We start from the raw sequence: 12,795 nt of genomic DNA, 5'->3' as shown, positions 1-12,795 counted from the left end.
GAAAAAGATTCGGGAATAAATCCGCCGCCCGCGGCGTCTTATCCCCAATCCCGTCACCAGGAGCCCGCCGTGCAAAGTCCTTCCCCGCCGCCTTCCCGGGCCCCCGCTCGTCGTGGGTGGCCGCTGCTGGCCATCGGCGCGATCGCCGCGGCGCTGGCCGCCCTGTTCGCCTGGACCGCCGGCTGGCTGGGCGGCGCCTCCCGCCTGACCGCTCCCGCCATGACCAACGCCATCGAAGCCGGCGGTGCGCCGCACCCGGGCTTCCGACGCGCCCATGCCAAGGGCGTCTGCGTGACCGGCGTGTTCCGCAGCTCCGGCCAGGCCGCCGCGCTCTCTTCGGCGCGCCTGTTCCGTCAGGCGGAAACGCCGGTGCTGGGCCGGATGTCGATCGGCGGCGGTGATCCGCACGGCGCCGACGCGCAGGCGCGCGTGCGCAGCATGGCGCTGCTGCTGCGCACTGACGACGGCCAGCAATGGCGCACGGCGATGAACAGCTTTCCGTTCTTCGTGGTCGCCACCCCGGAAGGTTTCCACGCGCAGACGCTGGCCTCGCGTCCGGATCCCGCCACCGGCAAACCGGATCCCGCGCGCATGGCCGCCTTCGTCGAACGCTATCCGGAAGCGCGCAAGTTCCATGCCTGGGCCAAGTCGGCGCCGTGGTCGAACAGCTGGGGCAACACGCAGTACAACGGCGTCAACGCATTCCGCTTCATCGCCGAGGATGGCGGCGAACACGCCGTGCGCTGGTCGATGCGCCCGCACCTGCCGTTCGCGCCGCTGAGCCCGCGACAACGCGAGCAGGCCGACGCCGATTTCCTCGCCGAGGATCTGGCCGCGCGACTCGCGCAGGGACCGCTGCGATGGGATCTCGTGCTGACCCTCGCCGAACCGGGCGACCCGGTGAACGATCCCTCGCAGCCCTGGCCCGAAGACCGGCGTCAGGTCGTCGCCGGCACCCTCTCGCTGACCGCCGCGCAGCCGCAGGCCACCGGCGCGTGCCGCGACATCAACTACGATCCGTTGATCCTGCCGACCGGCATCCGCGGCTCGGACGATCCGATCCTGGCCGCGCGCTCGGCGGTGTATTCGCAATCCTTCAATCGCCGCGAACGCGAAATCGGCCGCGGCCAGGCACCCGAAGCCAGCGGCCAGGGAGGTGTCCGATGAACCGCCCCGCTTCCTTCGATCCGGTCGCGCGCATCCTGCATTGGACGATGGCGCTGATGATTCTGGCGATGCTGTTCATCGGTGTGGCGATGGTCGCCTCGGTCTCGCAGCGCCCCTGGCTGATCGCGCTGCATCGCCCCCTCGGCGCGGCGATCCTGCTGCTGGCGATCTGGCGGCTGATCCATCGCCTGCGCCATCGCCCGCCACCGCTGCCGGCGGATCTGCCACGCTGGCAGGCCATTGCCGCGCTTTCCTCGCATTGGCTGCTGTACGGATTGATGCTGGCGATGCCGCTGGTCGGCTGGGCCATGCTGTCCGCGGGCAACTATCCGATCGTGCTGTTCGGGGGCGTGCGGTTGCCACCGTTGCTGACGCCGGATCCCGGAACCTACGCCTGGTTGCGCGACATCCACGGCTGGGGGGCGCGCCTGCTGTTCGCCACCGTGCTGCTGCATCTTTCGGCGGCGCTTTACCACGCCTGGGTGCGGCGCGACGGCGTGTTCGCGAGCATGGCGGGAACGCGGAAGAACACCCGCGCCGAACCCGACGGCGACGCGTGATGAAACACGGAGAGGCGGCGGCCTGCCGCCTCTCTCAGGGTCGCACCTTCTTCCACTCCTCGAATTCGACCCGCCTGCCGTCCTTCCACCGCTCCAGGCGCCAGATGTCGCCGTCCACGCGATAGCGGAACGAATAGACGCCACTGTCCTCCGCCGCAAAGGAGCGCTGCGTCAGCGTCTCGGTGTACCGGCCCTCTCCGGCCTCGTACCGGCCGGCACCACTCGCCCAGAACTTGTCTCCGGATTGCATGGTGAAGGAAAACCGCCCATCGGCCAGCACCTTCAGCCCGTTGAACTTCATCTCCGCATAGTTCTTCGTCTGCCCATCCTCGGTGACGTACTCGCCGCCCTGGAACTCCCAGGCGCCTTCGAGGGACTTGTCGGTAGCGAGTGCGGGGGTGATGGTGAGCAGAGCGAAGAACAAACTTCGATGCACGAATGCCTTCCGCAAACGTCCGTGTCTTGTTTTCGTATTTTCACGCCTTCCAAGACACGTCATTTTTCGTTATCCCCTCCAAAGCCAGACGCTTTTCCCGGATCCAACTCGTGAAAAATACGACGCCCAAGATCAGGCACAGCCATACGACTTCATCGACATCCACGAGATAGTTAATGACTGCCATGCAGACGGACAAGATCGCCAGCATCAGTCGTCCTTTTCCCTTCCATCGACCTTCAAGCATCCATTTCTCCCATTGCCCCCAACATTTGGGTCAAAGTCGGTTTCCAATGTTCACGCAGCCAACTCAAGCAACAACCCAATGGATCCCGGCTTTCGCCGGGATGACGGCGATGAGGTTTCCCGGCAGCATGCATTCATGCCCTACTCCGCCGCCTCCGGAAACACCGGCAGTTTCCCCACGTCCGCTTCCTCGTGCTGGATGATCAGCGTCGCCTTGAGGTTCTTCGCAAGACTGGCGAAGCGGTCCATCGAGGCCAGCGACTGTGCGCGATCGGTGTTGAACGAGGGCACGCCGTGGGTGTCGAGGTTCTCGTGCAGATGCACCACGTCACCGGACAGCAGCACCGGTCCACGCTTCGGCAGGTTCACCAGCAGGCCATGGTGGCCCGGCGTGTGTCCGGGCAGGTCCAGCATCACCACGCTGCCGTCGCCGAACACATCCAGATCCCCGCGCACCTTCTCCACTTTCGCATCCTTGCCCAGCCAGGGCGAAAACCGCTTCGTGCGTTCCTCGTGGCCGGGAGTACCCAGCACCGCGTAGTCGCCCGCGCCGATCAGCAGCGTGGCCTGTGGAAACTCCGCCGCCTGCCCGATGTGGTCGAAGTGATAGTGGCTGATGCCCACCTTCGAGATCCGCGCCGGCTTCACGCCGATCCGCGCCAGCTGTTCCACCACGGTTTTCGCCAGCGCGGTGGAATCCACCCTGCCCCGCGTGAGCGGCTTGCCCAGATACTCGCGCGACAGTCCGGTGTCCCACAGCAGGTACTCGTCGCCGTGGCGAATCAGGTAGCAACTGCCGACGAACAGCTTGCTCTTCCCCACGTAGGCGCGGGTGTCCGAAAGCTCGTCCAGGTTGTAGGTCCACAGCTGTCCGCAATCCAGCCGCCACAGGCGCAGGTCCACCGGAGTGGAAGGTTCGGCGGCGGCCACGGATAGCGGCAAGGCGAACAGGGCGAAAACGAACCGGCGAAGACGTGCGCTCACGGAGCCCTCGGGGCATGGGGTGCGGTGACGGGAAGTATGCCTCGGCGCAGGGCAATCCCCGCGGCGTCGGGTCCGGTCTCGCCGAAGGTGTAGGGTGGACCCTCGGCCGCCGTGACCTTGCGGCGAAACCGGGCCACCTCCGGAGGTCGTCATGTCCATCACCGGTGTCATCCCCCAGCTGCGTACCACCGACCTGCGCGCGTCACTCCGTTTCTATACCGAAATCCTGGGCTTCCACATCGTGTTCAACTACGAGGACTTCTACGTCGGCATCCGCGCCGGCGCGCAGACCTTCCACCTCAAGCAGGTCGACGAGCCCGATCCCTCCATCGCCTGGGTGGAGGAAGGCGGCCATTTCCACCTGTACCTGGAAACCGACGGCGTCGCCGCGTTCGCCGCCGGTCTCAAGGCCCGGGGCGTGGCGCTGGTGAAGGACGTGCACGAGACGCCCTGGAACACCCGCGAGGCCATCCTGCGCGACGATCAGGGGCATACGTTGTACCTGGGCGAACCGCTGTAGCGGCGCCGCCGCCGTCCGCGCCGCCCGATGCAAGGACCCGCCGGGATGACCCGGAGCACGCCTTGCCGGACCTGGTGGTGATCAACACGCTCCCGTCCGGTTCGCGGGCGCAGACTGCCGCGGGTTGCCCGGTGTCCAGCTCGCGGGAACCTCGCGGCCCCTGCTGCATCCGATGGGTAAGAGAGGAGATCGCATGAGCCCTGTTCACACGCCGCTGGCCCTGGATTACGCCGCCCTGGACGATGCCGACCTGGTCGCCCGGGTCCGGCGCGGCGACCGCGAGGCCTTCCGCCAGATCATGCGGCGCTGCAACCAGCGTCTGTTCCGGGTCGCGCGCGGCGTGGTCAACGACGACGCCGAAGCCGAGGACGTGGTCCAGGAGGCCTACGTGCACGCCTACGAGAGAATCGACGGTTTCCGCGGCGAGGCCTCGCTGCTCACCTGGCTGACCCGCATCGTCCTCAATGCCGCCTACGGGCGCCTGCGCCAGCGTCGCGCCACCGTGGACATCGCGCAACTCGAAGCCGCGCAGCATGAAGATCGCGTACTGGTCTTCCCCGCGCGCTTCGGCCACGAAGACCCCGCCGCGGCCGCCACCCGCGCGCAGATCCGCGCCCTGGTCGAACACGCCATCGACGATCTGCCCGAACCGTTCCGCATCGTGTTTGTCCTGCGCGAAATCGAGGAATGCACGGTGGAGGAAACCGCCGCCGCGCTCGACCTGCGCGAGGAAACCGTGAAGACCCGCCTGTACCGCGCCCGCCGGCAACTGCGCGCCGCGCTGCAGAACACCCTGGCGACGACGCTCACCGACGCCTTTCCCTTCCTGGGGTCCCGCTGCGACCGCATGACCGACGCGGTGCTGAAGCAGCTGGAAGCGTCGCCGCCGGGACCCTCCCCTTCCGGCGACGCCGATGGCGCGCCCACCACCCGATAGGAGCCTCCCATGTTGACCACCGCCCTGATCGTTTTCGCCATCGCCGCCGTGGGCGGCCTGTTCCTGGCCAGCCGCGTGCTGCGCGGCCATCTCGCCCCGTGGGCGATTTCCATCCTGCACGCCCTGCTCGGCGCCAGCGGGTTGATCCTGCTGATCCTCACCGTCGTCCAGGGCGGCGCCTCCGCGCGCGTCACCGCCGCCCTCGCCATCCTCATCCTCGCCGCGCTTGGCGGTTTCTTCCTGGCCTCCCTCCACCTGCGCGGCCGGGTCGCGCCCAAGGCGGTGGTGTTCGTGCACGCCGGTGTCGCCGTCGTTGGTTTCCTCACCCTGCTGAGCGCCGTGCTGGCGATATGAAACATCCGCTGCATCCCGCGCTGGTGCATTTCCCCATCGCCTGCTGGACGCTGGCGACGCTCGCCGATATCGGCGGCCGGTGGTGGGGCGAACCGGCCTGGCAATGTGCCGGCGGCCTGCTGCTCATCGGCGCGATCAGCGCGCTCGCCACGATGGCGGCGGGATTCGTCGAACTCATGAAGATTCCCAACGACAGCCCAGCGCTGCGTGTCGCCAACCGCCATCTGTTGATGGCGCTCATCACCTGGAGTTGCTACACCGCCAGCCTGATGCTGCGCGTGCACGGCAAAACCCTGCACGCGCCCGGCACGATGGCGCTGGGCCTGAGCGTCATCGGTTTCCTGGCCCTGTGCGCGACCGGCTGGCTGGGCGGCACCCTGGTCTACACGCATAGCGTGGGCGTCCGGCGCGAGGAGACCGATAAGTCGCACGCGTAAGTCGCACGCGCGAGGCCTTCCGCGGTCGCGCCACAAACACGGCTGGCGGCCGGCCTTGATGCAGGTCAAGACCCGCGGCCGCTTCTCCGGGCGACAATATGTCTCGCCCGGAGCTGCCCATGACCACCCTCCCCCTGTCCTTCCATCCCGCCCGCAACGACACGCCGATTGAAGTCGACGGCGCGGCGGTGGCCCGCGAACTGGACCTGGACGTGGCGAGGTTCCGCCAGTTGATGGACGCCGGGAAGATCACCCTGCTGTGCGAGCGCGGCACCGGCGAGGACGAAGGCACCTGGCGGGTCAGCTTCTATCACGACGGCCGTCGCGCGCGCTTCGTGGTCGATGCGCAGGGGCGGATTCTCGACACGCCCGCCACGCCGTGAGCGCCTCCGACGCCTGACGCTTCCCGGGTCAGCGCCGGAATGACGGCATCAGCCGCCGAACTGCGCCGCGCCCGCCTCCATGCCGGCGCCCATGTCCTTGCACCATTGCGCCTCGCCCATCGGCGCCGACGACAGCGGCTGGGCCACGCCTTCGACCATCACCTTGCCTTCCTTGCCCAACTGCTCCACGGCGTCGCCGTCATGGCCTTCCGGCGCCATCGGCTGCATCAGGTCCACCAGCAACTGCGCGTGGCGGCGGCTCTCCGCGGTCAGATAACCCTTCCCGATGCAGTACTCCACCGCCCCGCGCGTATTGCGGCTCATCTCGTAGGCCATCTTCGCCGTCATCTCCTCATCCGACTGCGCAGCGGGTGCCGCGGGTGCGTCCTGCGCGGAGACGGTGCCGGCGATCAGCAGCAGGGCGGTCGCGAGGGCGGCGGGGAAGTTGCGGTGATTCATGATCAGTCCTTGTGTCGAAAGCATGCGGATGTATCCATACATGGCATGGAGCCATGCTACGGACAATCCGAATTGTCTCCGATCGCCAGGAGCTCCTGCCATACGTGGCCTTCAACGGTCAGTCGACTTCCTCTGTACTTACGACTCCGTCACGAAATCCCCCGGTCCGGCGGGCGCATCAGGACGCTGCAAGGCAAATACGCAATCGAAGAAGGGGGCCATCTCCTCCCAGGGCACGTTCTGGTCGCGCGCCTTGACCAGCAGGCGTCCCACTTCGACCACATCTCCCGCTTCCTGATACCCGCGCATGAAGGCGGCACGTGAATCCGCGTCCGCATGCTTGCCATGATCCTGCTGGTTGTACGCGTGGAATTCCAGAATGTTGCCGGGCGCCGCGACAGACAGTCCCCGCACGGAGCACTGCCGGATTCCGCTGCTGTCCTCCCGGTCCACATGGCCTTCCGCATAGCTGTCCTGCAACGTATGCAGCAGCGACCCGAATGCCACGTCATCCACGTAGCGGCGCAGCCCCCCGCTGGCACCTTGCGTATACAGATCAAGCAGGCGCCATTCCCCGCGCCCATAGCCTTCCTGGATGGTCGGAATCCGGATCTCCTTCAGGCGCGTTTCCAGATCGTACTCGCCACGTGCCGCGCGCCAGGTGAACTCGAACCAGCCCATCAACCGCGTCCTGGTCTGTGCAGCGGGTTCGCCGTTCCTGCTCGCCATCGCATGCAGGTACTGGAGATCGCCAAAGTGGGAGCGATACAGCATCGCATCGCCCGGACCGTACACCTTGCCGGCGGCCGCTCCCTTGTTGGCATCCAGGAAGAGACCTACCCAGCAACTCGGCTGGGTCTCGAAGCGGATGGTTTCCCGCATCTTGCAGCTGATCCCGCGCGCCTGTTGGAGCGACATCCGGAAAGGCGGATCATCATTCCAGCGGACCCCCGCCAGCACGGGAACAGGCGCTGCGGTCGCCACGCTTCCGCTGCAGATGTCGCCATTGCAGCCATAGATGCGGTTGGTGATCTCCTCGTGGACCGGCTCGGTGAAGGCGGATACCGACAGCCGCGCCAGCATCCGTTCCACGCTTGCCATGGTGCCGGAAGTGATTCCCGCCAGCCGCCGTTCTTCCGCGGTCGATTGCGTTGCCAGCTTGTGTGCCAGTGCAGGCCCGATGACCGCGACCGCCAGCGCCGCGACCAGGGACCGCTTGATGCTCACTCCATGCTTCGCCATACCAGACCTCCTCCCTTTCTGATGTGCCCGCGTTTGATTGCCTCGGAACGAAGGTCTGTTCTACTTCGGACCGTGCTCCCATTCATGCCTGTGGCCGCGCCCCGTCACCTCACCGCTGCTGGAGATGGCGCACACGGCTGACGATCAGGCAGGCGCCCATCACGCCATTGCGCTGGTGATGAACATCACCAGGCCATCCCCGTAGGCCATATTGCGTAGAACGATTACCCACTCCCCTTCCCGGTAGCAGCGCCCCAGCGCATGCACCCCGCTGCCCAGCAGAATCATCTGGGTTTCCCGGCCAATGGGGCCCATGACGCCCTCAGTCCTTGTCCATCGCGTGGATGGTCTTGCCGTCCAACTTCCACATGGCGCCATCAGGCGGCGTCATCACATAGAACGTCTTCTTGGCCCACAAGCTCCAGAAGACGTGGATTTCTGTGGGGGCCGGATCCAGCAGGTGCGTGATCATGAGTCCCACGGCCTTGGGATCATTCTTCAGCACGATGCAACTGCGGCTGTATCCGCGCTGCGCGACGATTTTTCCATCCTTCACGCTCACCCGCTGGGCGCCGCCCACCGGTAGATCCTCGTACGTGGTCGTGCCAGGAATCAGGTAGACCGTCCATTCGCTCGTGTCGTCGGTGGCCGGCAGCGTAATGGTGTTATAGCGCTCGCCGCACCGTTCGAAGCGCGCGTCCGCCGCCACCGCGCGTGCGGCGGCCGCCCCGGCCTCATAGGCATTCAACGGCTCTGGAGCGGCCAGTACGTTGATCGGGCCGGCCACGCCCGCATCGGATACCGTGACCCGGTACAGCGCTTCCGGCGTCCGGTCCACGAAAACAACGGCAATCCCCCCTTCCGCTTCCTGCGTTATCCAGCCGTCGACACGGGAATCCGGCGAGTTCTTCCAGAGCGCCATCAGCGCGTCGGTCGCGTGCCAGGCCGCTTGGTCGTGCCGGTACAACGCCTCGCCGGTCGTCGAAGCCGACTGCAATGCCACGGATTGTTCGGCGGGCGTCAGGGGCTTGAACGCAGGCTCATCGGCGGATGCCGTCAGGCTTGCCAGCGCCAGCAGAATGACAAACAGGTTGTGCCGCATGTGATCTCCCTTTCAAACGCGTCCGGTTCGATATCCCCACGAAAACACATTGTCCTGCAGCAACCGGCCAAGCGGTCTCAGAAACCAATTTTCGTGCTCACCGAAACCGGATGGTCCGGTTGCACCACGACGCTAACGCTATACGGGCCGGTCTCCTCGAAATACCCCTGCTCCGGCAAGGCAAACCCGCGTTCCCCTGCCCGGAAGGATACGGCGATTCCGGACTCTTCGCGCGGGTCCACCCGGACCGTGCGGATCTCCCCCGGCGCCAGCACATGCGCGACCGGGACGGAAAAGCCGGCGCCGGAAACCCGGACGTCATGCAGCGGGTCTGCGACCGGTTGATGACCTGGATTGGCGTACCTGCCGAGCAAGTGCTCAGCAAGAGGAACAGGAGTGTGGCGCAGAGTCGTTTCATGGATGTTCCGTCAAAAAATCATACCCGTGTCACTGCCTGGAACGCTGACGAGATTTCGAACAAGAACGTCCTTGCATAGACTTCGCGTGACATACCTGCCAAAGAAAATCTCAGTAAAATTCCTATGCCCATAGATTCACCTCCCCACTCAGGATTAGGACACGCAACGGTGAATCAAGGGGGAGCAGGTGTTGGAATCATCGTGGCGCAAGCCCCAGGTTTGCGAGGAATCAGCCAGATCTGGAGCCAGGATACTCGGCGCACTGGTGGCATCGCTTTTGGGACTTGGCTGCGTGGTGGAAGCATCCAAGGCCGCCAGCTTCTGCAACACCAGCGGCTGCACAGTTACACCAGTCCCCGGACCGGGGTTCGGAGGGCCGGGAGCCGGCAACGGCGGAGGCTGGGGTGGAGGCAGTTCAACCGGTTCCCCTACGCCAGACCCCGCTCCTTCTTGCCAGTACCTCCAGAACACAAAGCCTCCTTCTTGCCCCAATCCCATACCCTTCCCAAAGGGTTACGACTACGGACGAGACTCTCTTCCCAGTGGAGGAGGCATTCTTCATCTACTCTTCTATATCGAGCGTCAACCTCATGTCAGCCCGGATGCCAGGGCCTTGGCCAAGAGCGCACTGTCTACGCAGACCCGCAGTTTCGCGACCCGCGTGGTTTCTTCCAAAGACACGATGGCGACGATGCAGCGCATGGTCTCCATGGCATGCGAAAAGCAGCATCAATATGACAAGGGAAGCATGCTGATGGGAAACATAAGCAAAGCTGAACTCAAGTGCCTGCAAGCGCTCGATCGCATCTCCGCCGAGTCAAATGGAACCATGAATATCAGTGAATGGTTCATTCAATGGACAAAAAAGGAAGGACTCGAGCTGTCTGACCTAGGAATACCCAGCACGCTCATCAACTGGCTGTCTCCTGGAAACTCGGTAAGGTCCAGATACGACAAAGTCACCAGCGATGCCATCTGCTCGACCTGGTGGTATAGCGTAGAACAACAGAAATGCAATGTTCCGAGATAACATCGAATGTCAAAATTTCGTCTCTCCCTCTTTCTGGTAGTCGCGGCTGTCGCAGCCGGTGCGCTGTATTGGCGTGCCAAGCCTGAGATCCCCCTCCCCGCGAGTCCCACGACAGCGTCCTCGGAATCGGCGAATGAACTTCCGGTCTCATTGGAGACTGGTGCCCCCAACTCCACTCATCCCGTTCCCGGAAACCTGTCGCCCCTGCGGGAGAAGGCACGGGAATATCTTTGCGAGCGAGAAGAATGCGCATCCAATCCTTTGATGGCCTCGTCCGAACAAGAGGCTGTCTGGCTGATCACTCACGGCTATCCGTCTCCGACCGATCTGGACGCCTGGAACAACCTGTCTGACGACCAACTGGGTCGAATTGCCAAGGGCGGCTCTTTGGCAGCGAAAGCGGTTCATGGAGAAAGGATAGCCGCTAAGGGTGATATGCACGGCCTGTCGGAGCTCGTTGAGGCGGCGGAGCAAGGCAGTATTTATGCTTATTACGGAACATCCTCAATCCGCTCCAGGAGCGATATGATCGAGGGCGCAGCCTTGCTCAGGGTTGCTTACATGCTGGGGGACCGAAGAGCATCTGATGTCCTCTACGACCGGTTTCCGGGGATTGGGGCCATGGATCACTATGGAATAGACAAGCGTGCGGCGGAGCTCTACAAAAGTTACGCACACGAACGTCCAGCAAAGCTCCGTCCCAATTGACTCCGGTCCCCCGCCACGGGATTCAGTTCTCCGCTTCCGACGCATGGATGTCTTCCATGCACTCCCAGTCTGCCAGACAGCCGTGCAGACCCAGTGGAGAGTTCGCGAACTGGCGGCGCATGCTCCAACTACTGCATCCTCTCTACGGACATGACAGCTTGCGTTCCGAGCAGGCGTATCTTTCTGATCTCGTCAGCACCACAGGGCAGGACCCGGAAAACATCATCATTTCGATGAGGCGCTGGGTCGGATCATCCAAACCTTCATTCTTTTCAAGGGAAGGGAGGAAGTTCACCCGCATGGATCTGGAGCTGAGACGGCAAGATATCCTCATTCACACTGACAATGTCTTTAGCCGCGACTTCCTTCCACCGGATTCACGTCGCGCAGCGGCAGCATTTTCTGCGCTAATCCGATACTTCCATGCGTACATGACCACATCGCCCGGTCCGTACTCTTCGTTGTCCCTTGCACTTTCGTTCTATTTGTCCTTCTTGACCATTCGTCCTTTCACAGACGGTAATGGACGAACTGCCAGATTCTTCTTCGGCGCCTGTGCCAGTGTGCTCGAGGAGAAATCTCCCCCTGCCATTCTCGGACTTGCCCTTATGCACAGGAATCGTGGCTCCATGTTCCATGCCACAGCAAAAATCGCCAGGCTGGGTGACTTTACCCCCTTTGGGGATCTCTTCAGGGACAGCCTTCTGCTTGCAGATTCCATGTTTGCTGATGATATTCAAGCAATCTCATGCAACCGCGCAGATAACTATCCTTCTGACGCTGAATTGTCAGCGCTAATGAACATCCGCTCCAGACTGAACGCGAACATCCGCATCTAGAAACCGCTGTTTGGCGGCGCTCGCCGCGTTCCAGGGCAGATTTGGATACGTACTTCAAGAAGGCGGTGCCAGGCAAACCACCAGCCCAGGATCAAGCCAGCCACCACCACGCCCAGCGCACCGATGGCACCCTGATAGAGATGGTAGGACACGCGGAGGGCGACGCTGGCGTTGACTGCGAACGCGGTGCCGCGGGTGCGCTCCAGTGCGCGGATAACATAGCCGCAGACGAACACTTTCTCGAAAATCGGATTGACGATCGACAGTGCCAGGATGGCCAGCATCGACAGCGGCGCGCCCTCCATCCGCTCCCACAGCGACCCCATGCCCCCCGCCAGCAGGGCCAGACCCGTCATCAGCAATGAAGAAGCAATGACGCACGCCAGGAACAGCGCGCAGCCCGTGCCCACGTCCCGCCAGGTGAATCCGAGCCCCAGGACTTCCGGCCGCCATCCGCGCCACCACAACAATGGCGCCAACAGCGAGAACAGCACGAGCTCCACCACGACCACCCCGATCATGCTGGCATCGCTCAACGCCAGATCGTCCGTGGGCTGCGCGACCCACAGCGCCCACAGGCTGCCGTAGATGAAGTAGCCGAAGGCCACGGTCACCACCACCCAGAACTCGATCCGTCGAGACACTGCCGTCATTGCGTCCTCATCCCCTCGCTCCCTCGGATCACATCACGGCGCGACAACCTGTCCACCACTCCGCTCCGCCGTACCGGTAGCGCTGCACGCGGCGATGTACCCTCCCGCACTGGCCATTGTGGGCCTGCACCTCCCACCGTCGCAACGTATGTCCACGCCACTCGGCAATATCGACAAGAGCGTGATATCGAGCCACTTGGGGTAGTCGGCAATGGATTCGCCTACTTGTGAAAGAAGAAACACTGTTCGGAGAACGCTCAAAGTTAGTCGACTTGAACGCGGCAACCGGGTAACTGTTTCGTCACGACTTCTCCGGTGG

At 63.8% G+C, this 12,795-nt stretch carries 19 protein-coding genes; 10 read left to right on the top strand and 9 right to left on the bottom strand.

From position 1 onward, the window contains the following. The first annotated feature begins 69 nt into the window (after positions 1-69). Both AC3DEZ_RS15350 and AC3DEZ_RS15345 read left to right on the top strand, forming a co-directional pair. Complete coding sequence (locus tag AC3DEZ_RS15350) at positions 70-1,167, top strand: catalase family peroxidase (protein ID WP_488388986.1); 1,098 nt, start codon at positions 70-72, stop codon at positions 1,165-1,167. After that, complete coding sequence (locus tag AC3DEZ_RS15345; protein ID WP_488388985.1) at positions 1,164-1,727, top strand: cytochrome b; 564 nt, start codon at positions 1,164-1,166, stop codon at positions 1,725-1,727. Before AC3DEZ_RS15350 ends, AC3DEZ_RS15345 begins: the two co-directional genes overlap by 4 nt. Positions 1,728-1,761: 34 nt before the next feature. On the opposite strand, the gene AC3DEZ_RS15340 is transcribed toward AC3DEZ_RS15345, so the two are convergent. From AC3DEZ_RS15340 to AC3DEZ_RS15330, 3 genes are all read right to left on the bottom strand, one after another. Further along, positions 1,762-2,163 carry a hypothetical protein gene (locus tag AC3DEZ_RS15340; protein ID WP_488388984.1) on the bottom strand — a complete coding sequence of 134 codons (402 nt, stop codon included), beginning with the start codon at positions 2,161-2,163 and terminating at the stop codon, positions 1,762-1,764. Between the two features lie 40 nt (positions 2,164-2,203). Then, complete coding sequence (locus tag AC3DEZ_RS15335) at positions 2,204-2,410, bottom strand: hypothetical protein (protein ID WP_488388983.1); 207 nt, start codon at positions 2,408-2,410, stop codon at positions 2,204-2,206. A gap of 140 nt (positions 2,411-2,550) precedes the next feature. Beyond that, positions 2,551-3,393, bottom strand: coding sequence for an N-acyl homoserine lactonase family protein (locus AC3DEZ_RS15330; RefSeq protein WP_488388982.1), 843 nt, complete (start codon positions 3,391-3,393; stop codon positions 2,551-2,553). Positions 3,394-3,544: 151 nt separating this feature from the next. Between AC3DEZ_RS15330 and AC3DEZ_RS15325 the strand changes: the two genes are divergently transcribed. The 5 genes from AC3DEZ_RS15325 to AC3DEZ_RS15305 all read left to right on the top strand — a co-directional run bounded on the left by AC3DEZ_RS15325 (position 3,545) and on the right by AC3DEZ_RS15305 (position 6,024). Continuing rightward, on the top strand, positions 3,545-3,913 hold the full coding sequence (locus tag AC3DEZ_RS15325; RefSeq protein WP_488388981.1) for a VOC family protein: 369 nt from the start codon (positions 3,545-3,547) through the stop codon (positions 3,911-3,913). 193 nt (positions 3,914-4,106) lie between these two features. Continuing rightward, the gene (locus AC3DEZ_RS15320; RefSeq protein WP_488388980.1) at positions 4,107-4,850 is read left to right on the top strand and encodes an RNA polymerase sigma factor; all 744 of its coding nucleotides are present in this window, start codon (positions 4,107-4,109) and stop codon (positions 4,848-4,850) included. A 9-nt stretch (positions 4,851-4,859) separates the two neighbouring features. Beyond that, the gene (locus AC3DEZ_RS15315; protein WP_488388979.1) at positions 4,860-5,204 is read left to right on the top strand and encodes a hypothetical protein; all 345 of its coding nucleotides are present in this window, start codon (positions 4,860-4,862) and stop codon (positions 5,202-5,204) included. Then, the gene (locus AC3DEZ_RS15310; RefSeq protein WP_488388978.1) at positions 5,201-5,641 is read left to right on the top strand and encodes a DUF2231 domain-containing protein; all 441 of its coding nucleotides are present in this window, start codon (positions 5,201-5,203) and stop codon (positions 5,639-5,641) included. Before AC3DEZ_RS15315 ends, AC3DEZ_RS15310 begins: the two co-directional genes overlap by 4 nt. A gap of 119 nt (positions 5,642-5,760) precedes the next feature. Continuing rightward, positions 5,761-6,024, top strand: coding sequence for a DUF6522 family protein (locus tag AC3DEZ_RS15305; RefSeq protein WP_447104602.1), 264 nt, complete (start codon positions 5,761-5,763; stop codon positions 6,022-6,024). A 48-nt stretch (positions 6,025-6,072) separates the two neighbouring features. On the opposite strand, the gene AC3DEZ_RS15300 is transcribed toward AC3DEZ_RS15305, so the two are convergent. The 5 genes from AC3DEZ_RS15300 to AC3DEZ_RS15280 all read right to left on the bottom strand — a co-directional run bounded on the left by AC3DEZ_RS15300 (position 6,073) and on the right by AC3DEZ_RS15280 (position 9,201). Next, positions 6,073-6,483: a hypothetical protein gene (locus AC3DEZ_RS15300; RefSeq protein WP_488388977.1), complete on the bottom strand. Its 411-nt coding sequence runs from the start codon at positions 6,481-6,483 to the stop codon at positions 6,073-6,075. A gap of 138 nt (positions 6,484-6,621) precedes the next feature. Next, positions 6,622-7,566: a hypothetical protein gene (locus AC3DEZ_RS15295; RefSeq protein WP_488388976.1), complete on the bottom strand. Its 945-nt coding sequence runs from the start codon at positions 7,564-7,566 to the stop codon at positions 6,622-6,624. Positions 7,567-7,884: 318 nt separating this feature from the next. Beyond that, positions 7,885-8,013, bottom strand: a complete 129-nt coding sequence (locus AC3DEZ_RS15290) for a hypothetical protein (protein WP_488388975.1) — start codon at positions 8,011-8,013, stop codon at positions 7,885-7,887. A 34-nt stretch (positions 8,014-8,047) separates the two neighbouring features. Beyond that, entirely contained in the window at positions 8,048-8,827 is a 780-nt protein-coding gene (locus AC3DEZ_RS15285; RefSeq protein ID WP_488388974.1) for a hypothetical protein, read from the bottom strand. Between the two features lie 77 nt (positions 8,828-8,904). After that, entirely contained in the window at positions 8,905-9,201 is a 297-nt protein-coding gene (locus AC3DEZ_RS15280; protein WP_488388973.1) for a hypothetical protein, read from the bottom strand. Between the two features lie 310 nt (positions 9,202-9,511). Here AC3DEZ_RS15280 and AC3DEZ_RS15275 point away from each other — a divergent pair, with 310 nt between their 5' ends. From AC3DEZ_RS15275 to AC3DEZ_RS15265, 3 genes are all read left to right on the top strand, one after another. Continuing rightward, positions 9,512-10,276, top strand: coding sequence for a hypothetical protein (locus tag AC3DEZ_RS15275; protein WP_488388972.1), 765 nt, complete (start codon positions 9,512-9,514; stop codon positions 10,274-10,276). A gap of 264 nt (positions 10,277-10,540) precedes the next feature. Next, positions 10,541-10,984, top strand: coding sequence for a hypothetical protein (locus AC3DEZ_RS15270; protein WP_488388971.1), 444 nt, complete (start codon positions 10,541-10,543; stop codon positions 10,982-10,984). Positions 10,985-11,103: 119 nt separating this feature from the next. Then, a complete protein-coding gene (locus AC3DEZ_RS15265) occupies positions 11,104-11,823 on the top strand; it encodes a Fic family protein (RefSeq protein WP_488388970.1) in 720 nt (239 codons plus the stop codon). Here AC3DEZ_RS15265 and AC3DEZ_RS15260 read toward each other — a convergent pair. Continuing rightward, on the bottom strand, positions 11,820-12,476 hold the full coding sequence (locus AC3DEZ_RS15260) for a CPBP family intramembrane glutamic endopeptidase (RefSeq protein ID WP_488388969.1): 657 nt from the start codon (positions 12,474-12,476) through the stop codon (positions 11,820-11,822). The two genes, AC3DEZ_RS15265 and AC3DEZ_RS15260, sit on opposite strands and share 4 nt — an antisense overlap. Positions 12,477-12,795: the final 319 nt, after the last annotated feature.

It is taken from the genome of Pseudoxanthomonas sp. 134C1, from assembly GCF_057773065.1.
This window is presented reverse-complemented; position numbering and strand designations above follow the sequence as displayed.

Bases quoted from the DNA above. Each gene is read 5' to 3' on its own strand.
- AC3DEZ_RS15310 (WP_488388978.1), top strand. From the start codon at position 5,201: ATGAAACATCCGCTGCATCCCGCGCTGGTGCATTTCCCCATCGCCTGC.
- AC3DEZ_RS15285 (WP_488388974.1), bottom strand. From the start codon at position 8,827: ATGCGGCACAACCTGTTTGTCATTCTGCTGGCGCTGGCAAGCCTGACG.
- AC3DEZ_RS15300 (WP_488388977.1), bottom strand. From the start codon at position 6,483: ATGAATCACCGCAACTTCCCCGCCGCCCTCGCGACCGCCCTGCTGCTG.
- AC3DEZ_RS15305 (WP_447104602.1), top strand. From the start codon at position 5,761: ATGACCACCCTCCCCCTGTCCTTCCATCCCGCCCGCAACGACACGCCG.
- AC3DEZ_RS15270 (WP_488388971.1), top strand. From the start codon at position 10,541: ATGGCCTCGTCCGAACAAGAGGCTGTCTGGCTGATCACTCACGGCTAT.
- AC3DEZ_RS15260 (WP_488388969.1), bottom strand. From the start codon at position 12,476: ATGACGGCAGTGTCTCGACGGATCGAGTTCTGGGTGGTGGTGACCGTG.
- AC3DEZ_RS15325 (WP_488388981.1), top strand. From the start codon at position 3,545: ATGTCCATCACCGGTGTCATCCCCCAGCTGCGTACCACCGACCTGCGC.
- AC3DEZ_RS15295 (WP_488388976.1), bottom strand. From the start codon at position 7,566: ATGCTGGCGCGGCTGTCGGTATCCGCCTTCACCGAGCCGGTCCACGAG.
- AC3DEZ_RS15335 (WP_488388983.1), bottom strand. From the start codon at position 2,410: ATGCTTGAAGGTCGATGGAAGGGAAAAGGACGACTGATGCTGGCGATC.
- AC3DEZ_RS15345 (WP_488388985.1), top strand. From the start codon at position 1,164: ATGAACCGCCCCGCTTCCTTCGATCCGGTCGCGCGCATCCTGCATTGG.
- AC3DEZ_RS15315 (WP_488388979.1), top strand. From the start codon at position 4,860: ATGTTGACCACCGCCCTGATCGTTTTCGCCATCGCCGCCGTGGGCGGC.
- AC3DEZ_RS15320 (WP_488388980.1), top strand. From the start codon at position 4,107: ATGAGCCCTGTTCACACGCCGCTGGCCCTGGATTACGCCGCCCTGGAC.
- AC3DEZ_RS15290 (WP_488388975.1), bottom strand. From the start codon at position 8,013: ATGATTCTGCTGGGCAGCGGGGTGCATGCGCTGGGGCGCTGCTACCGG.
- AC3DEZ_RS15265 (WP_488388970.1), top strand. From the start codon at position 11,104: ATGCTCCAACTACTGCATCCTCTCTACGGACATGACAGCTTGCGTTCC.